Annotated in this window: 18 protein-coding genes; 17 read left to right on the forward strand and 1 reads right to left on the reverse strand. The window is 70.2% G+C overall.

The window, feature by feature from the left end; all coding sequences use genetic code 11:
* The 4 genes from AOJ26_RS33125 to nusB all read left to right on the forward strand — a co-directional run bounded on the left by AOJ26_RS33125 (window position 1) and on the right by nusB (window position 2,877).
* A complete protein-coding gene (locus AOJ26_RS33125; protein ID WP_063790357.1) occupies window positions 1-573 on the forward strand; it encodes an AAA family ATPase in 573 nt (190 codons plus the stop codon).
* 141 nt (window positions 574-714) lie between these two features.
* A complete protein-coding gene (locus AOJ26_RS33130) occupies window positions 715-1,821 on the forward strand; it encodes an aminopeptidase P family protein (RefSeq protein ID WP_053852067.1) in 1,107 nt (368 codons plus the stop codon).
* A 52-nt stretch (window positions 1,822-1,873) separates the two neighbouring features.
* A complete protein-coding gene (gene efp, locus AOJ26_RS33135) occupies window positions 1,874-2,440 on the forward strand; it encodes an elongation factor P (RefSeq protein ID WP_053852068.1) in 567 nt (188 codons plus the stop codon).
* A gap of 2 nt (window positions 2,441-2,442) precedes the next feature.
* The gene (gene nusB / locus AOJ26_RS33140) at window positions 2,443-2,877 is read left to right on the forward strand and encodes a transcription antitermination factor NusB (RefSeq protein WP_053852069.1); all 435 of its coding nucleotides are present in this window, start codon (window positions 2,443-2,445) and stop codon (window positions 2,875-2,877) included.
* A gap of 186 nt (window positions 2,878-3,063) precedes the next feature.
* Here the strand turns inward: nusB and bldD are convergent, their stop codons facing one another.
* Window positions 3,064-3,564 carry a transcriptional regulator BldD gene (bldD, locus tag AOJ26_RS33145; protein ID WP_003956405.1) on the reverse strand — a complete coding sequence of 167 codons (501 nt, stop codon included), beginning with the start codon at window positions 3,562-3,564 and terminating at the stop codon, window positions 3,064-3,066.
* A gap of 253 nt (window positions 3,565-3,817) precedes the next feature.
* Here bldD and pyrR point away from each other — a divergent pair, with 253 nt between their 5' ends.
* From pyrR to metK, 13 genes are all read left to right on the forward strand, one after another.
* Complete coding sequence (gene pyrR, locus AOJ26_RS33150; protein WP_053852070.1) at window positions 3,818-4,393, forward strand: bifunctional pyr operon transcriptional regulator/uracil phosphoribosyltransferase PyrR; 576 nt, start codon at window positions 3,818-3,820, stop codon at window positions 4,391-4,393.
* An 80-nt stretch (window positions 4,394-4,473) separates the two neighbouring features.
* Complete coding sequence (locus tag AOJ26_RS33155; protein WP_053852071.1) at window positions 4,474-5,451, forward strand: aspartate carbamoyltransferase catalytic subunit; 978 nt, start codon at window positions 4,474-4,476, stop codon at window positions 5,449-5,451.
* Between the two features lie 5 nt (window positions 5,452-5,456).
* Window positions 5,457-6,743 carry a dihydroorotase gene (locus AOJ26_RS33160; protein WP_053852072.1) on the forward strand — a complete coding sequence of 429 codons (1,287 nt, stop codon included), beginning with the start codon at window positions 5,457-5,459 and terminating at the stop codon, window positions 6,741-6,743.
* Entirely contained in the window at window positions 6,740-7,306 is a 567-nt protein-coding gene (locus tag AOJ26_RS33165) for a hypothetical protein (RefSeq protein WP_053852073.1), read from the forward strand. Before AOJ26_RS33160 ends, AOJ26_RS33165 begins: the two co-directional genes overlap by 4 nt.
* Window positions 7,303-8,445, forward strand: coding sequence for a glutamine-hydrolyzing carbamoyl-phosphate synthase small subunit (gene carA / locus AOJ26_RS33170; RefSeq protein WP_053852074.1), 1,143 nt, complete (start codon window positions 7,303-7,305; stop codon window positions 8,443-8,445). The genes AOJ26_RS33165 and carA overlap by 4 nt, the downstream gene beginning before the upstream one ends.
* A complete protein-coding gene (gene carB, locus AOJ26_RS33175) occupies window positions 8,438-11,746 on the forward strand; it encodes a carbamoyl-phosphate synthase large subunit (RefSeq protein WP_053852075.1) in 3,309 nt (1,102 codons plus the stop codon). The genes carA and carB overlap by 8 nt, the downstream gene beginning before the upstream one ends.
* Window positions 11,747-11,797: 51 nt before the next feature.
* A complete protein-coding gene (locus tag AOJ26_RS33180) occupies window positions 11,798-12,907 on the forward strand; it encodes a quinone-dependent dihydroorotate dehydrogenase (protein ID WP_053852076.1) in 1,110 nt (369 codons plus the stop codon).
* Window positions 12,904-13,743, forward strand: coding sequence for an orotidine-5'-phosphate decarboxylase (gene pyrF / locus AOJ26_RS33185; RefSeq protein WP_053852077.1), 840 nt, complete (start codon window positions 12,904-12,906; stop codon window positions 13,741-13,743). Before AOJ26_RS33180 ends, pyrF begins: the two co-directional genes overlap by 4 nt.
* A gap of 324 nt (window positions 13,744-14,067) precedes the next feature.
* Window positions 14,068-14,391, forward strand: a complete 324-nt coding sequence (locus AOJ26_RS33190; RefSeq protein WP_003977346.1) for an integration host factor — start codon at window positions 14,068-14,070, stop codon at window positions 14,389-14,391.
* Between the two features lie 60 nt (window positions 14,392-14,451).
* Window positions 14,452-15,045, forward strand: a complete 594-nt coding sequence (gene gmk / locus AOJ26_RS33195) for a guanylate kinase (RefSeq protein ID WP_078960127.1) — start codon at window positions 14,452-14,454, stop codon at window positions 15,043-15,045.
* A 65-nt stretch (window positions 15,046-15,110) separates the two neighbouring features.
* Complete coding sequence (rpoZ, locus tag AOJ26_RS33200; RefSeq protein WP_003988945.1) at window positions 15,111-15,383, forward strand: DNA-directed RNA polymerase subunit omega; 273 nt, start codon at window positions 15,111-15,113, stop codon at window positions 15,381-15,383.
* A 128-nt stretch (window positions 15,384-15,511) separates the two neighbouring features.
* Complete coding sequence (gene coaBC / locus AOJ26_RS33205) at window positions 15,512-16,714, forward strand: bifunctional phosphopantothenoylcysteine decarboxylase/phosphopantothenate--cysteine ligase CoaBC (RefSeq protein ID WP_053852079.1); 1,203 nt, start codon at window positions 15,512-15,514, stop codon at window positions 16,712-16,714.
* A 240-nt stretch (window positions 16,715-16,954) separates the two neighbouring features.
* Window positions 16,955-17,823: methionine adenosyltransferase (metK, locus tag AOJ26_RS33210; RefSeq protein WP_053852080.1), on the forward strand; the 869-nt coding region annotated here is incomplete at its 3' end.

The raw sequence follows: 17,823 nt of genomic DNA on the forward strand, positions 1-17,823 counted from the left end.
GTGGGGACCCCGTCGGGCACCACCCTCGCGGTGCTGCTCGTCGGCCCGGCGGGCGCCGGCAAGACGAGCGTGGCCAAGTACTGGGCCGACCACCGCCGGGTCCCCACCGCCCACATCAGCCTCGACGACGTACGCGAGTGGGTGCGCTCGGGCTTCGCCGACCCGCAGTCCGGCTGGAACGACCACTCCGAGGCCCAGTACCGGCTCGCCCGCCGCACCTGCGGCTTCGCCGCCCGCAACTTCCTCGCCAACGGCATCTCCTGCATCCTCGACGACGCGGTCTTCCCGGACCGGCCCGTGGTCGGCCTCGGCGGCTGGAAGCGGCACGTGGGCCCGGGACTGCTCCCGGTGGTCCTGCTGCCCGGCCTGGAGATCGTCCTGGAGCGCAACGCGGAGCGGTCCGGCAATCGCCGGCTGACCGACGAGGAGGTGGCGCGGATCCACGGCCGGATGGCCGGCTGGTACGGCTCGGGTCTGCCGATCATCGACAACAGCCAGATGGACGTGGTGCAGACGGCGAAGGTGCTGGACGACGTCCTGGCGCGCTCCATCGCGAGCCCGCCGAACTGGTAGCCCGAAAGGGAGCGGGCTGCGTCGATGTGCGGCCCCACCGGGTCGGTCCGACCGGCCCCCGGACCCGCGGACGACCAGCGGCGCTCCCCACTCGGACTCTCCCGAACAGCGGCAAATCGGGAGAACTCCTACGCTCAAGTCATGTCAGAGGTGTACGCCACCCGCAGAACCCGCCTACGCGACCGCTGCCAGGCCGGCGGCAGCCAGGCCGCGCTGATCTCCCGTCCGGCCAACGTCCGCTACCTCGCGGGTGCCGCCCCGCGGGGCAGCGTGCTGCTGCTCGGCAGGACCGAGGACCTCCTGGTGTGCTCCGGCCCCCCGGACGACCGTCCCGGGGCCGGGCGTCCCGACGAGGCCCTGCGACCGCACCACCTTCCCGGCGCCGGGGGCGACCCGGCCGTCGCCGCGGCCGACCTCGCCACCGCTCAGGGCGCGGACTCGCTCGCCGTGGAGGAGAAGCACCTCACGGTCGCCCGGTACCGCGCGATCCGCTCGGTCGCCCCGCGGCTGCGTCTGGCCGACCTCGGGGGCGCGGTGGAACAGCTCCGCGTCATCAAGGACGAGGAGGAGATCTCCTGCCTGCGCATCGGCGCGGAGATCGCCGACCAGGCACTGGGCGAGCTCCTGGAGTCCATCCTCGTGGGCCGCACCGAACGGCACCTCGCCCTGGAACTGGAGCGCCGCCTCGTCGACCACGGCGCCGACGGCCCGGCCTTCGCCACCTCCGTCGGCACCGGCCCGAACTCCGGCCGGCCGGCCCACCGGCCCACCGACCGCCGGGTCGAGGAGGGCGACTTTCTCTCCGTCTGCCTGGGCGCGAGCTACCGCGGCTACCGCTGCGAGATCGGCCGCACGTTCGTCATCGGGACGTCCCCCGCCGACTGGCAGATCGAGCTCTACGACCTCGTCTTCGCCGCTCAGCGGGCCGGACGGGAGTCGCTGACGCCCGGTGCCGCCTACCGTGACGTGGACCGTGCGGCACGCCAGGTACTGGAGTCCGCGGGGCACCACGAGGGGCTCCCGGGCCTCACCGGACACGGTGTGGGGCTCGAAATCGCGGAGGACCCGCAGTTGGCCCCCGCGGCCATGGGTAAACTGGACGCTTGCGTGCCGGTCACCGTCGAACCGGGGGTCCACCTCCCGGGACGGGGCGGCGTCCGGATCGATGACACGCTCGTCGTACGCCCCGAGGCGGACGGCGGACCCGAGCTACTCACCATCACGACCAAGGAGCTGCTCGCACTATAGGCAACGTGCGTGCGCCGGGGTCGTCCACGTCAGTCCAGGAGATTCCGCAACCGTGGCTTCCACGAACGACCTCAAGAACGGCCTGGTGCTCAAGCTCGAAGGCGGCCAGCTCTGGTCCGTCGTCGAGTTCCAGCACGTCAAGCCCGGCAAGGGCCCCGCTTTCGTGCGCACCAAGCTCAAGAACGTGCTGTCCGGCAAGGTCGTCGACAAGACGTTCAACGCCGGCGTCAAGGTCGAGACGGCCACTGTCGACAAGCGCGACATGCAGTTCTCGTACATGGACGGCGAGTACTTCGTCTTCATGGACATGGAGACCTACGACCAGCTCATGATCGACCGCAAGACGGTCGCCGACGCGGCGAACTTCCTCGTCGAGGGCTTCACGGCCACCGTCGCGCAGCACGAGGGCGAGGTGCTCTTCGTCGAGCTGCCGGCCGCCGTCGAGCTGACCATCCAGGAGACCGAGCCGGGCGTCCAGGGCGACCGCTCCACGGGCGGCACCAAGCCCGCCACCCTGGAGACCGGCCACCAGATCCAGGTCCCGCTCTTCATCACCACCGGTGAGAAGATCAAGGTCGACACCCGTACGAGCGACTACCTCGGCCGGGTGAACAGCTAACCGTGGCTGCCCGCAACACGGCCCGCAAGCGCGCCTTCCAGATCCTCTTCGAGGGCGACCAGCGCGACGTCGACGTCCTGACGGTCCTGGCGGACTGGATCCGGCTGTCCCGGGAGGACACCCGGCAGCCGCCGGTGAGCGAGTACACGATGCAGCTCGTCGAGGGCTACACGGAGCACGCGAAGCGCATCGACGAGCTGATCGCGCAGTACGCGGTCGGCTGGACGCTGGACCGGATGCCGGTCGTCGACCGCAACATCCTGCGGCTGGGCGCCTACGAGCTGATCTGGGTCGACGAGACCCCGGACGCGGTGGTGCTCGACGAGATGGTGCAACTGGCCAAGGAGTTCTCCACGGACGAGTCGCCGTCGTTCGTGAACGGCCTGCTCGGCCGGTTCAAGGACCTGAAGCCGTCCCTGCGCCGGGATCTGGCGTAGGCCGAGGCGGCGTGGCGGCTCGATCGAGACGCACATCGCCTGAGGGCCCGCAGCGCGACCGCTGCGGGCCCTCAGGCGTTTGCGTGCGCGAGAGCCCCGCGAGGACCGCAGAAAGCCGCCGGGGTGGCCGGAACCGTGAAGTTCCGGCCACCCCGGCGGCACGTTTCTGCTGAGGCTGGGAGCGGCTCAGCTCTCCTCGTGGGACACCGCGCGACGCGCGTCCGCGTCCAGCACGCCCCAGCTGATCAGCTGCTCGGTGAGGACCGAGGGGGACTGGTCGTAGATGACGGCGAGTGTGCGCAGGTCGTCCTGGCGGATCGAGAGCACCTTGCCGTTGTAGTCACCGCGCTGCGACTGGATCGTCGCGGCGTAGCGCTGGAGGGGGCCCGCCTTCTCGGCCGGGACGTGGGCCAGCCGCTCCAGGTCCAGGACCAGCTTCGGCGGGGGCTCGGCGGCCCCGCCCGGGGTGGTGCCGGGCAGCAGCTCCTGTACCGGAACGCCGTAGAAATCCGCCAACTCGGCAAGACGCTGCACGGTCACCGCGCGGTCGCCGCGCTCGTACGAACCGACCACGACCGCCTTCCAGCGTCCCTGGGACTTCTCCTCGACACCGTGGAGGGAAAGGCCCTGCTGGGTGCGGATGGCCCGGAGCTTGGCCCCGAGCTGTTTGGCGTATTCGCTGGACATATAGCTCCCCGGACACTGGATCGACGCGGCCGCAGTGGTTTCGAGCCGCGCGTCTGGTAACTCACTGTGAGGTTACGCAGCGTGACTCTTGTGCGTCAAGCCGAATGGTCCACACCGACTCTTCCGTGAGAGTGGAGACCGATTGGGCCAGGGGGGTGAACCGGTGCTTCGTTCCGGCCTGCTACGGTGGATGGCGCAAATCCGACGTCCTTTAAGGTCCGTCCCGTGAGGCGGAGAAGGAGGTCCGTTTCGTATGGACAAGCAGGACACTTCCGATATCCAGGCGTCCGATGCCCGGCCCGTTCTCGAAGGCCCCGACATCGCGCGCGTGCTGACCCGCATCGCCCACGAGATCGTCGAACGCGCCAAGGGCGCCGACGACGTGGTGCTCCTCGGAATCCCCACCCGAGGCGTCTTCCTCGCCCAGCGGCTCGCCGCGAAGCTGGAGGAGATCACCGACCGCAGGATCCCGGTCGGTTCGCTCGACATCACCATGTACCGCGACGACCTGCGCATGCACCCGCCGCGTGCGCTGGCCCGCACCGAGATCCCCGGTGACGGCATCGACGGCCGCCTGGTCGTCCTCGTCGACGACGTGCTCTTCTCCGGCCGCACCATCCGCGCGGCCCTGGACGCCCTGAACGACATCGGGCGCCCGCGCGCGGTGCAGCTCGCGGTCCTGGTCGACAGAGGCCACCGCGAACTGCCCATCCGCGCCGACTACGTCGGCAAGAACCTCCCCACGTCGTTGCGGGAGACGGTCAAGGTCCAGCTCGTCGAGGAGGACGGTCGCGACACCGTGCTGCTCGGTGTGAAGCCGGCCCACTAGCGAGCCCCGGGGCACGCCGGTCCCCGGCGCGCCCTCGCTTGCCCGGAATCTCCCCTGAACTGCCTTACGGAGCCTGACAGATGCAGCGTCATCTCATCTCGGCCGCCGACCTCACCCGCGACGACGCCGTCCTGATCCTCGACACCGCCGAGGAGATGGCCCGGGTCGCCGACCGGCCGATCAAGAAGCTGCCGACCCTGCGCGGCCGCACGATCGTCAACCTCTTCTTCGAGGACTCCACGCGCACGCGTATCTCCTTCGAGGCCGCCGAGAAGCGTCTCTCGGCGGACGTCATCAACTTCACCGCCAAGGGCTCCAGCGTGTCCAAGGGCGAGTCCCTCAAGGACACCGCCCAGACCCTGGAGGCCATGGGCGTCGACGCTGTCGTCATCCGCCACGGCGCCTCCGGAGCGCCGTACCGCCTCGCCAACTCCGGATGGATCGACGCGGCCGTCATCAACGCCGGCGACGGCACCCACCAGCACCCGACGCAGGCCCTGCTGGACGCGTTCACCATGCGCCGCCGGCTCGTCGGGCGGGACGCCGGGATCGGACAGGATCTCTCCGGCAAGCGCATCACGCTCGTCGGGGACGTGCTGCACAGCCGCGTCGCCCGCTCCAACGTCGACCTGCTGCACACCCTCGGCGCCGAGGTCACCCTCGTGGCCCCGCCCACCCTGGTGCCGGTCGGCGTCGAGACCTGGCCCTGCGAGGTCTCGTACGACCTGGACAGCACGCTCGCCAAGTCGGACGCGGTGATGATGCTGCGCGTCCAGCGCGAGCGCATGAACGCCGCGTTCTTCCCGACCGAGCGCGAGTACTCGCGGCGCTACGGCCTGGACGGCGACCGCATGGCGCGGATGCCGGAGCACGCCATCGTGATGCACCCCGGCCCGATGGTCCGCGGCATGGAGATCACCGCCGAGGTCGCCGACTCCGACCGCTGCACCGTGGTGGAGCAGGTCGCCAACGGGGTCTCCATCCGGATGGCCGTGCTGTACCTGCTGCTCGGTGGGAACGAGCCCGCCGCCTCTCACACCCGCATCGAGGAGAAGTAAGTCACATGAGCAAGATCCTGATCCGTGGTGCGAAGGTCCTCGGCGGCGAGCCGCAGGACGTCCTGATCGACGGCTCCGTCATCGAGGCGGTCGGTACGGGCCTCCCGGCCGAGGGCGCCGAGGTCGTCGAGGCGGCCGGCAAGGTGCTCCTGCCGGGCCTGGTCGACCTGCACACCCATCTGCGCGAGCCGGGCCGCGAGGACTCCGAGACCGTGCTGACCGGCACCCGCGCGGCGGCCTCCGGCGGTTACACGGCCGTGTTCGCCATGGCCAACACCTTCCCCGTCGCCGACACCGCCGGCGTGGTCGAGCAGGTGTACCGGCTCGGCCAGGAGCACGGCTACTGCGACGTGCAGCCCATCGGTGCCGTCACCGTCGGCCTGGAGGGCAAGAAGCTCGCCGAACTCGGCGCCATGCACGAGTCGGCCGCCGGGGTCACCGTGTTCTCCGACGACGGCAAGTGCGTCGACGACGCCGTGATCATGCGGCGCGCGCTGGAGTACGTGAAGGCCTTCGGCGGGGTCGTCGCCCAGCACGCCCAGGAGCCGCGGCTGACCGAGGGCGCCCAGATGAACGAGGGAATCGTCTCCGCCGAGCTGGGCCTCGGCGGCTGGCCCGCGGTGGCCGAGGAGTCGATCATCGCCCGGGACGTCCTGCTCGCCGAGCACGTCGGCTCCCGCGTGCACATCTGCCACCTGTCGACCGCCGGGTCCGTCGAGATCGTGCGCTGGGCCAAGTCCCGCGGCATCGACGTCACCGCCGAGGTCACCCCTCACCACCTGCTCCTCACCGACGAGCTGGTGCGCACCTACAACCCGGTCTACAAGGTGAACCCGCCGCTGCGCACCGAGCGGGATGTGCTCGCCCTGCGCGAGGCCCTGGCCGACGGCACCATCGACATCGTCGCCACCGACCACGCCCCGCACCCGCACGAGGACAAGGACTGCGAGTGGGCCGCCGCCGCCATGGGGATGGTCGGCCTGGAGACCGCGTTGTCAGTGGTGCAGGAGACCATGGTGGACACCGGACTCCTCGACTGGGCCGGGGTCGCCGAGCGCATGTCCCACGCCCCGGCCCGCATCGGGCAGGCCGCCGGACACGGCCGTCCCGTCTCGGCTGGTGAGCCCGCCAACCTCACGCTGGTCGACACGGAATACCGTGGGTCGGTGGACCCCGCGGGCTTCGCCTCGCGCAGCCGCAACACCCCGTACGAGGGGCGTGAGCTGCCGGGCCGTGTCACGCGCACGTGGCTCCGGGGCAAGGCCACGCTCGTCGACGGGAAGCTCACGTGACATCTGCACTACTGATCGCGGCCGGCAAGGAATCGGCGCCGGTGACCGACTGGGCCGCCCGGATCGGCTGGCTCGTAGGCCTCGCCCTGTTCGTCGCGCTCGTCTACTGGCTGATGCGCGAGGGCTGGAAGTGGCGCGGCACGCTCCAGGGCGACCTGCCCGAGCTCCCTGCCGCGCCGGACGACCCCGGCCCGGCGAGACTGAGCATGAGCGGCCGCTACCACGGCTCCACCACGGCCGGCCAGTGGCTCGACCGGATCGTGGCGCACGGCCTCGGCACCCGCAGCCGGGTCGAGCTCACCCTGACGGACACGGGCCTGGACGTCGTACGCCCCGGGGCGACCGACTTCTTCATCCCGCGCGAGGCCCTGCGGGAGGCCGTGCTCGGCAAGGGCATCGCCGGCAAGGTCCTGACCGAGGGCGGGCTCCTCCTCGTGACCTGGGCCCACGGTGAGCGACTGATCGACTCGGGGTTCCGCTCGGACCACGCGGCCGAGCACACCGAGTGGGTCGACGCCATCAACTCCATGATCAACAAGACGGAAACGGAAGGCGCACGATGACGACCTCCACAAGGGGGGCCTCGAAGGTCTCCGCGGTACTCGTCCTGGAGGACGGCCGGATCTTCCGCGGCCGTGCCTACGGGGCCGTGGGGGAGACCTTCGGCGAGGCCGTGTTCTCCACCGGCATGACCGGCTACCAGGAGACCCTGACCGACCCCTCCTACGCCCGCCAGATCGTGGTCGCGACCGCCCCGCAGATCGGCAACACCGGCTGGAACGACGAGGACGACGAGTCCCGCCGCATCTGGGTCTCCGGCTACGTCGTGCGCGACCCCGCGCGCGTGCCGTCCAACTGGCGCGCCCAGCGCTCCCTGGACGACGAGCTGGTCGCGCAGGCCATCGTCGGGATCTCCGGCATCGACACCCGCGCGCTCACCCGCCACCTGCGCGAGCGCGGCTCCATGCGCGCCGGGATCTTCTCCGGCGAGGCGATCGCCGCCGAGTCCGAGCTGGTCGCGCGCGTGCAGGCCCAGCCGCACATGAAGGGCGCCTCGCTGTACGAGGAGGTCGCCACCGAGGAGACGTACGTCGTCCCGGCGGTCGGCGAGAAGAAGTTCACCGTCGCCGCGATCGACCTCGGCATCAAGGGCATGACCCCGCACCGCATGGCCCAGCGGGGCATCGAGGTGCACGTCCTGCCGGCCACGGCGAGCGTCGACGAGGTCTACGCCGTCGAGCCGGACGGGGTGTTCTTCTCCAACGGACCCGGCGACCCGGCGACCGCCGACGGCCCGGTCGCGCTCATGACCGCGGTGCTGGAGCGGAAGACGCCGCTGTTCGGCATCTGCTTCGGCAACCAGATCCTCGGCCGGGCCCTCGGCTTCGGCACCTACAAGCTGAAGTACGGGCACCGGGGCATCAACCAGCCCGTGCAGGACCGCACCACCGGCAAGGTCGAGGTCACCGCGCACAACCACGGGTTCGCCGTGGACGCGCCGCTCGACAAGGTCAGCGAGACCAAGTTCGGCCGCGCCGAGGTCTCCCACGTGTGCCTGAACGACGACGTCGTGGAGGGGCTCCAGCTGCTCGACCAGCCGGCCTTCTCCGTCCAGTACCACCCCGAAGCGGCAGCGGGCCCGCACGACGCCGCCTACCTGTTCGACCGCTTCGTATCCCTGATGGAGGGCCAGCGTGCCTAAGCGCTCCGATATCCAGTCCGTCCTGGTCATCGGCTCCGGCCCGATCGTCATCGGCCAGGCCGCCGAGTTCGACTACTCCGGCACCCAGGCGTGCCGCGTGCTCAAGGCCGAGGGCCTGCGCGTCATCCTCGTCAACTCCAACCCGGCGACGATCATGACCGACCCGGAGATCGCCGACGCCACCTACGTCGAGCCGATCACCCCGGAGTTCGTCGAGAAGATCATCGCCAAGGAGCGCCCCGACGCCCTGCTGCCCACCCTGGGCGGTCAGACGGCCCTGAACACGGCGATCTCGCTGCACGAGGCCGGCACCCTCGACAAGTACGGCGTCGAACTGATCGGCGCCAATGTCGAGGCCATCCACAAGGGCGAGGACCGCGACCTCTTCAAGGACGTCGTCGAGGAGGTCCGCAAGAAGATCGGGCACGGCGAGTCCGCCCGCTCGGTCATCTGCCACTCCATGGACGACGTCCTCAAGGGCGTCGAGACGCTCGGCGGCTACCCGGTCGTGGTGCGTCCGTCCTTCACCATGGGCGGCGCCGGCTCCGGCTTCGCGCACGACGAGGAGGAGCTGCGCCGCATCGCCGGGCAGGGCCTGACCCTCTCGCCGACCACCGAGGTGCTCCTGGAGGAGTCCATCCTCGGCTGGAAGGAGTACGAACTGGAGCTGATGCGCGACAAACACGACAACGTCGTGGTCGTCTGCTCCATCGAGAACTTCGACCCGATGGGCGTGCACACCGGCGACTCGATCACCGTCGCGCCCGCCATGACGCTCACCGACCGCGAGTACCAGGTCCTGCGGGACGTCGGCATCGCGATCATCCGCGAGGTCGGCGTCGACACCGGCGGCTGCAACATCCAGTTCGCGGTGAACCCCGAGGACGGCCGGGTGATCGTCATCGAGATGAACCCGCGCGTGTCGCGGTCCTCGGCGCTCGCCTCCAAGGCCACCGGCTTCCCGATCGCCAAGATCGCCGCGAAGCTCGCCGTCGGCTACACGCTGGACGAGATCCCCAACGACATCACCGAGCAGACCCCGGCCTCCTTCGAGCCGACGCTCGACTACGTCGTGGTCAAGGCCCCGCGGTTCGCCTTCGAGAAGTTCCCGTCCGCCGACTCCACCCTCACGACCACCATGAAGTCGGTCGGCGAGGCCATGGCGATCGGCCGCAACTTCACCGAGGCCTTCCAGAAGGCGCTGCGCTCGCTGGAGAAGAAGGGCAGCCAGTTCACCTTCGTCGGCGAGCCCGGCGACAAGGCGGCCCTCCTGGAGGAGTCCGTACGGCCCACCGACGGGCGGATCAACACCGTCATGCAGGCCATCCGCGCGGGCGCCACGCCGGAGGAGGTCTTCGCGTACACGAAGATCGACCCCTGGTTCGTCGACCAGCTCTTCCTGATCAAGGAGGTCGCCGACGAGCTGGCCGAGGCACCCGAACTCACCGGCGAACTGCTCGCCGAGGCCAAGCGGCACGGCTTCTCCGACCAGCAGATCGGCGAGATCCGCGGGCTGCGCGAGGACGTGGTGCGCGAGGTGCGGCACGCGCTCGGCGTACGCCCGGTCTACAAGACCGTCGACACCTGCGCGGCCGAGTTCGCCGCGAAGACGCCGTACTTCTACTCCTCCTACGACGAGGAGAGCGAGGTCGCGCCCCGCGAGAAGCCCGCGGTGATCATCCTGGGCTCCGGTCCGAACCGCATCGGCCAGGGCATCGAGTTCGACTACTCCTGCGTGCACGCGTCCTTCGCGCTGTCGGACGCCGGGTACGAGACGGTGATGGTCAACTGCAACCCGGAGACCGTCTCCACCGACTACGACACCTCCGACCGGCTCTACTTCGAGCCGCTCACGCTGGAGGACGTCCTGGAGATCGTCCACGCCGAGCAGCAGGCCGGACCGGTCGCGGGCGTCATCGTGCAGCTCGGCGGCCAGACCCCGCTGGGCCTGGCGCAGGCGCTCAAGGACAACGGCGTACCGGTCGTGGGGACCTCGCCCGAGGCGATCCACGCCGCCGAGGACCGCGGTGCCTTCGGCCGTGTCCTCGCCGAGGCGGGCCTGCCGGCCCCCAAGCACGGCACCGCCACCACCTTCGCCGGCGCCAAGGCCATCGCGGACGAGATCGGCTACCCGGTCCTCGTCCGGCCCTCCTACGTCCTCGGCGGCCGAGGCATGGAGATCGTCTACGACGAGACCCGCCTGGAGTCCTACATCGCCGAGTCGACCGAGATCAGCCCCTCGCGGCCGGTCCTGGTCGACCGCTTCCTGGATGACGCCATCGAGATCGACGTCGACGCCCTCTACGACGGCCAGGAGCTCTACCTGGGCGGCGTGATGGAGCACATCGAGGAGGCCGGCATCCACTCCGGCGACTCGGCGTGCGCGCTGCCGCCGATCACCCTGGGCGGCTTCGACATCAAGCGCCTGCGGGCCTCCACCGAGGCCATCGCGCGCGGGGTGGGCGTCCGCGGCCTGATCAACATCCAGTTCGCGATGGCCGGGGACATCCTCTACGTCCTGGAGGCCAACCCGCGCGCGTCCCGCACGGTCCCCTTCACGTCGAAGGCGACCGCGGTGCCGCTCGCCAAGGCCGCCGCCCGCATCTCGCTGGGCGCGACCGTCGCCGAACTGCGTGCCGAGGGCCTGCTCCCGGCCAACGGCGACGGCGGTGAGCTCCCGCTGGACGCGCCGATCTCCGTCAAGGAGGCCGTCATGCCGTGGTCGCGCTTCCGCGACATCCACGGCCGCGGCGTGGACACGGTCCTCGGCCCGGAGATGCGCTCCACCGGCGAGGTCATGGGCATCGACTCCGTCTTCGGCACGGCGTACGCCAAGTCGCAGGCGGGCGCCTACGGGCCGCTGCCGACCAAGGGCCGCGCCTTCATCTCGGTCGCCAACCGCGACAAGCGCTCGATGATCTTCCCGGCGCGCGAGCTCGTCGCCCACGGCTTCGAGCTGCTCGCCACCTCCGGCACCGCCGAGGTCCTCAAGCGCAACGGCATCAACGCCACCGTCGTGCGCAAGCAGTCCGAGGGCACCGGCCCGAACGGCGAGAAGACCATCGTCCAGCTCATCCACGACGGCGAGGTGGACCTGATCGTCAACACCCCGTACGGCACCGGCGGCCGCCTCGACGGCTACGAGATCCGTACGGCGGCGGTGGCGCGGTCGGTGCCGTGTCTGACGACGGTCCAGGCGCTCGCCGCCGCCGTCCAGGGCATCGACGCCCTCAACCACGGTGACGTGGGCGTCCGTTCGCTCCAGGAACACGCGGAACACCTGACCGCGGCCCGCGACTAGCAGCCCTGAGGGGGACACCGGAAACGGTGTCCCCCTCTTCATGAGGACACCATGTACAAGATCTTCTTCAATCTCGTCTTCCGGCGCATGGACCCCGAGAAGGCCCACCACCTCGCCTTCCGCTGGATCCGGCTCGCCGCCCGCGTCCCCGTGCTGCGCACGTTCGTCGCGGCCGCCCTCGCGCCCCGTCACAAGGAGCTGCGCACCGAGGCCTTCGGACTGCGCATGCACGGCCCCTTCGGCCTCGCCGCGGGCTTCGACAAGAACGCGGTCGCGATCGACGGCATGGCCATGCTGGGCTTCGACCACGTCGAGATCGGCACCGTGACCGGGGAGGCCCAGCCGGGCAACCCCAAGAAGCGGCTGTTCCGCCTCGTGCAGGACCGCGCGCTGATCAACCGCATGGGCTTCAACAACGAGGGCTCACTGGCCGTCGCGGCCCGTCTGGCGTCCCGTGAGCCGGTCTTCAAGACCGTCGTCGGCGTCAACATCGGCAAGACCAAGGTCGTCCCCGAGGCCGAGGCGGTCGGCGACTACGTGAAGTCGACGGAACGCCTGGCGCCCTTCGCCGACTACCTCGTCGTGAACGTGTCGTCGCCCAACACGCCCGGCCTGCGCAACCTCCAGGCCACCGAGGCGCTGCGCCCGCTCCTGACCGCCGTCCGCGAGGCGGCCGACCGGATCGTCACGAACCGCCGCGTCCCGCTCCTGGTGAAGATCGCGCCCGACCTCGCCGACGAGGACGTCGACGCGGTCGCCGACCTGGCCGTCGAACTCGGCCTGGACGGCATCATCGCCACCAACACCACCATCGCGCGCGAGGGACTCGGGCTGGAATCCGGACCCGCCCTGGTGAAGGAGACCGGCGGACTCTCGGGAGCACCCCTCAAGAAGCGCTCCCTGGAGGTCCTCAGGCGCCTGTACGCGCGCGTGGGCGACCGGATCACCCTGGTGGGCGTCGGCGGCGTCGAGAACGCCGAGGACGCCTGGCAGCGGATCCTGGCGGGTGCCACCCTGGTCCAGGGCTACAGCGCGTTCGTCTACGAGGGGCCCTTCTGGGCCCGTGCCATCCACAAGGGCCTCGCCGCGCGCCTGCGCACGAGCCCGTACGCCACCCTCGCCGACGCGGTCGGCGCCGACGTGAGGAAGACCACGGTATGACCGAGCCCTTCGGCGCCCGCCTGCGCCGCGCCATGGACGAGCGCGGCCCCCTGTGCGTGGGGATCGACCCGCACGCCTCCCTGCTCACCGAGTGGGGTCTGAACGACGACGTGGCCGGCCTGGAGCGCTTCAGCCTGACGGTCGTCGAGGCGCTGTCCGACCGCGTCGCCCTGTTCAAGCCGCAGAGCGCGTTCTTCGAGCGCTTCGGCTCGCGGGGCGTCGCGGTCCTGGAGAGGACCGTCGAGGAGGCCCGCGCGGCCGGCGCGCTGGTCCTCATGGACGCCAAGCGCGGTGACATCGGCTCGACCATGGCCGCGTACGCCGAGGCCTTCCTGCGCAAGGACTCCCCGCTGTTCTCGGACGCCCTGACCGTGTCGCCGTACCTCGGCTACGGCTCGCTCTCGCCGGCGATCGCGCTGGCCCGCGAGAGCGGCGCGGGCCTGTTCGTGCTCGCGCTCACCTCCAACCCGGAGGGCGGCGAGGTCCAGCACGCGGTCCGTGCAGACGGCCGGAACGTCGGCGCGACCATGCTGGCCCACCTGGCCGCCGAGAACACGGGGGAGGAGCCCCTGGGGTCCTTCGGCGCCGTCGTGGGTGCGACGCTGGGCGACCTGTCGGCCTACGACCTGGAGATCAACGGCCCGCTCCTCGCGCCCGGCGTCGGCGCCCAGGGGGCCGCCCCGGCCGACCTTCCCCAAGTCTTCGGAGCGGCGATCCGCAACGTCGTCCCGAACGTCAGCCGGGGAGTGCTGCGGCACGGTCCCGACCTCGGCGCGCTGCGTGCCGCCACGGACCGGTTCGCGGCGGAGATCCGCTCCGCGTTGCCGACGGGCTGAGGCGGGCGTCGGAGGACCGGACGAGGCGTTTCCGACGGTCGGCGCGGATGTTCGACGCCGGCGTTCGAGTCCTCCGGCGGGAGGTTCGAGACCTGCTTGAGCCTGAATACATCCTCAAATCCGGGGCAGTATGTCAGGAATGTCCGTCCTGACGGAGGCTGACCAGGACTTTTCCGCTGTTCTCGCTGACTCTGGCGGACTTGGCCGCTAGTCTCCGACGCAGAGTCAACGGGCGAGCGTGTTGCTCGTGGCTCCCCAGGTGTGGGGCGACTAGGTTCCTCACCGGTCCGTATCCGACAGTTCGACATCCGAGGTGACGTAGGCGTGGCTCTTCCGCCCCTTACCCCTGAACAGCGCGCAGCCGCGCTCGAAAAGGCCGCCGCGGCTCGCCGGGAGCGGGCCGAGGTCAAGAATCGACTCAAGCACTCCGGCGCCTCTCTCCACGAGGTCATCAAGCAGGGCCAGGAGAACGACGTCATCGGCAAGATGAAGGTCTCCGCCCTGCTCGAGTCCCTGCCGGGCGTGGGCAAGGTCCGCGCCAAGCAGATCATGGAGCGACTCGGCATCTCCGAGAGCCGTCGTGTGCGCGGCCTCGGCTCCAACCAGATCGCTTCGCTGGAGCGTGAGTTCGGCAGCACCGGTTCCTGAACCGGGTCTCTCCGGGAAGGGGAGTCCCGGGCACTCCGGGATTGCTGGAATAATCGCTGCATGGCTGCAACATTCCGGGGGACGACCCCCGAGCCCCCGGACGTACGTCCGCGGCTGACCGTGCTCTCCGGCCCCTCAGGGGTCGGCAAGAGCACGGTCGTCGCCCATATGCGCAAGGAACACCCCGAGGTCTGGCTCTCGGTGTCGGCGACGACCCGCAAGCCACGCCCCGGCGAGAAGCACGGCGTCCAGTACTTCTTCGTCACCGACGACGAGATGGACAAGCTGATCGCCAACGGCGAGCTGCTGGAGTGGGCCGAGTTCGCCGGCAACCGCTACGGCACGCCGCGTGCGGCCGTGCTGGAGCGGCTGGAGGCGGGCGAGCCCGTCCTGCTGGAGATCGACCTCCAGGGTGCCCGGCAGGTCCGTGAGTCCATGACGGACGCCCAGCTCGTGTTCCTGGCTCCGCCCTCCTGGGAGGAGCTGGTGCGCAGACTCACCGGTCGTGGCACCGAGCCGCCCGAGGTGATCGAACGCCGCCTGGAGGCGGCGAAGGTCGAACTGGCGGCTGAACCCGAGTTCGATGTGACCTTGGTCAACACCTCCGTCGAGGACGTGGCGCGCGAGCTGCTAGCCTTGATGGATGTCGTGTGATCGTGCCTGCTCGTAGAGGCGTGATCACACACACCGATTCTTTCCCATCCATCGGAAGGTAGAGCGTGTCCTCTTCCATCTCCGCGCCCGAGGGCATCATCAACCCGCCGATCGACGAGCTCCTCGAGGCCACCGACTCGAAGTACAGCCTCGTGATCTACGCGGCCAAGCGGGCCCGCCAGATCAACGCGTACTACTCGCAGCTCGGCGAGGGCCTCCTCGAGTACGTCGGTCCGCTGGTGGACACCCACGTCCACGAGAAACCGCTCTCGATCGCCCTCCGCGAGATCAACGCGGGTCTGCTGACGTCCGAGGCCGTCGAGGGCCCGGCGCAGTAGCAGGCGTTTCAGTAGTACTTTCAGCTTTTTGCTGACTTGTCCACAGGCCCGACAGCGCGACTGTCGGGCCTGTGGTGTGTGATGGACCCGTACGTCGCACACGTACGTTGCCGAGCCGGGGAGAGACGGTGGACAAGCCGAAGGTCGTGCTGGGGGTCAGCGGCGGCATCGCCGCGTACAAGGCCTGCGAGCTGCTCAGAAGGCTCACGGAGTCCGGCCATGACGTCCGGGTCGTCCCCACCGCCTCCGCCCTGCACTTCGTGGGCGCCGCAACCTGGTCCGCGCTGTCCGGCAACCCGGTCTCGACCGAGGTCTGGGACGACGTCCACGAGGTCCCGCACGTCCGCATCGGGCAGCACGCCGACCTCGTGGTCGTGGCCCCGGCCACCGCCGACATGCTCGCCAAGGCGGCGCACGGCCTGGCGGACGACCTGCTCACCAACACGCTCCTGACGGCCCGCTGCCCGGTCGTCTTCGCCCCCGCCATGCACACCGAGATGTGGGAGCACCCGGCCACCCAGGAGAACGTGGCGACCCTGCGCCGCCGCGGTGCCGTGGTGATCGAACCGGCCGTCGGCCGGCTGACCGGCGTCGACACCGGCAAGGGCCGGCTGCCCGACCCGGCCGAGATCTTCGAGGTCTGCCGCCGTGTGCTGGCCCGCGGTGTCACCGAGCCCGACCTCAAGGGCCGGCACGTCGTGGTCAGCGCCGGCGGCACCCGGGAACCCCTCGACCCGGTCCGGTTCCTCGGCAACCGCTCCTCCGGCAAGCAGGGGTACGCCCTCGCCCGCACCGCGGCCGCGCGCGGCGCCCGGGTCACCCTCGTCGCCGCGAACACCGGCCTGCCGGACCCGGCCGGCGTGGACGTCGTCCCCGTCGGGACGGCCGTGCAACTGCGGGAAGCCGTCCTGAAGGCCGCGGCCGACGCCGACGCGGTCGTCATGGCGGCGGCGGTCGCGGACTTCCGGCCGCAGACCTACGCGGCCGGGAAGATCAAGAAGAAGGACGGTCAGGAGCCCGATCCCATCGTCCTGGTGCGGAATCCGGACATCCTCGCCGAGATCTCGGCCGAACGCGCCCGCCCGGGCCAGGTGATCGTCGGATTCGCCGCCGAGACCGACGACGTGCTGGCCAACGGCCGCACGAAGCTGCGGCGCAAGGGCTGCGACCTCCTCGTCGTCAACGAGGTGGGCGAGCGCAAGACCTTCGGGTCGGAGGAGAACGAGGCGGTGGTCCTGGGCGCCGACGGCAGCGAGACCCCGGTCCCGCACGGCCCGAAGGAGTTCCTGGCCGAAACCGTCTGGGACCTGGTGGTGAGGCGCCTGCCCTGACCGCTTCCGTCGCTTCCAGGACCCCACGAACCTCTGCCGCGAAGGCGTGGCGCCCCTGGCCAAGTCCGCTCCGAATTGGGCACAATGCCCGTGCCGCAGGTCACAGCACTCCCGAGAGGCGAGACAGGGGGGCCGGTGGCAGAGCACGACCGATAAACTGTTCTCGGACGATGCCGGGCGCAGCCCCCGAGCCCGTCCGCCCATGATCAGCCAGCAGCCGCTGCAACCCCAGGGAGCGTTGTGTCCCGTCGCCTGTTCACCTCGGAGTCCGTCACCGAGGGCCACCCCGACAAGATCGCTGACCAGATCAGTGACACCATCCTCGACGCGCTCCTCAAGGAGGACCCGACCTCCCGGGTCGCCGTCGAGACCCTGATCACCACCGGTCTGGTGCACGTGGCCGGTGAGGTCACCACCAAGACCTACGCGCCGATCGCGCAGCTCGTCCGCGACAAGATCCTGGAGATCGGCTACGACTCCTCGAAGAAGGGCTTCGACGGCGCCTCCTGCGGTGTCTCGGTGTCGATCGGTGCCCAGTCCCCGGACATCGCGCAGGGCGTCGACACGGCGTACGAGAACCGGGTCGAGGGCGACGAGGACGAGCTGGACCGCCAGGGCGCGGGTGACCAGGGTCTGATGTTCGGGTACGCGACGGACGAGACCCCCACCCTGATGCCGCTGCCGATCTTCCTGGCGCACCGCCTCGCGAAGCGCCTCTCCGAGGTCCGCAAGAACGGCACCATCCCCTACCTGCGCCCCGACGGCAAGACGCAGGTCACCATCGAGTACGACGGCGACAAGGCCGTCCGTCTCGACACGGTCGTGGTCTCCTCGCAGCACGCGTCCGACATCGACCTGGACTCCCTGCTGGCTCCCGACATCCGCGAGTTCGTCGTGGAGCCGGAGCTCAAGGCGCTCCTGGACGAGGGCATCAAGCTCGACACGGAGAACTACCGCCTCCTGGTCAACCCCACCGGCCGCTTCGAGATCGGCGGCCCGATGGGTGACGCGGGCCTGACCGGCCGCAAGATCATCATCGACACGTACGGCGGCATGGCCCGCCACGGCGGCGGCGCCTTCTCCGGCAAGGACCCGTCCAAGGTGGACCG

Source organism: Streptomyces sp. NRRL B-24085, from assembly GCF_001282115.1.
Lineage (GTDB): Bacteria > Actinomycetota > Actinomycetes > Streptomycetales > Streptomycetaceae > Streptomyces.

Bases quoted from the DNA above. Each gene is read 5' to 3' on its own strand.
- AOJ26_RS33180 (WP_053852076.1), top strand. From the start codon at position 11,798: ATGTACAAGATCTTCTTCAATCTCGTCTTCCGGCGCATGGACCCCGAG.
- gmk (WP_078960127.1), top strand. From the start codon at position 14,452: ATGGCTGCAACATTCCGGGGGACGACCCCCGAGCCCCCGGACGTACGT.
- AOJ26_RS33155 (WP_053852071.1), top strand. From the start codon at position 4,474: ATGCAGCGTCATCTCATCTCGGCCGCCGACCTCACCCGCGACGACGCC.
- pyrF (WP_053852077.1), top strand. From the start codon at position 12,904: ATGACCGAGCCCTTCGGCGCCCGCCTGCGCCGCGCCATGGACGAGCGC.
- AOJ26_RS33130 (WP_053852067.1), top strand. From the start codon at position 715: ATGTCAGAGGTGTACGCCACCCGCAGAACCCGCCTACGCGACCGCTGC.
- carA (WP_053852074.1), top strand. From the start codon at position 7,303: ATGACGACCTCCACAAGGGGGGCCTCGAAGGTCTCCGCGGTACTCGTC.
- bldD (WP_003956405.1), bottom strand. From the start codon at position 3,564: ATGTCCAGCGAATACGCCAAACAGCTCGGGGCCAAGCTCCGGGCCATC.
- AOJ26_RS33160 (WP_053852072.1), top strand. From the start codon at position 5,457: ATGAGCAAGATCCTGATCCGTGGTGCGAAGGTCCTCGGCGGCGAGCCG.
- pyrR (WP_053852070.1), top strand. From the start codon at position 3,818: ATGGACAAGCAGGACACTTCCGATATCCAGGCGTCCGATGCCCGGCCC.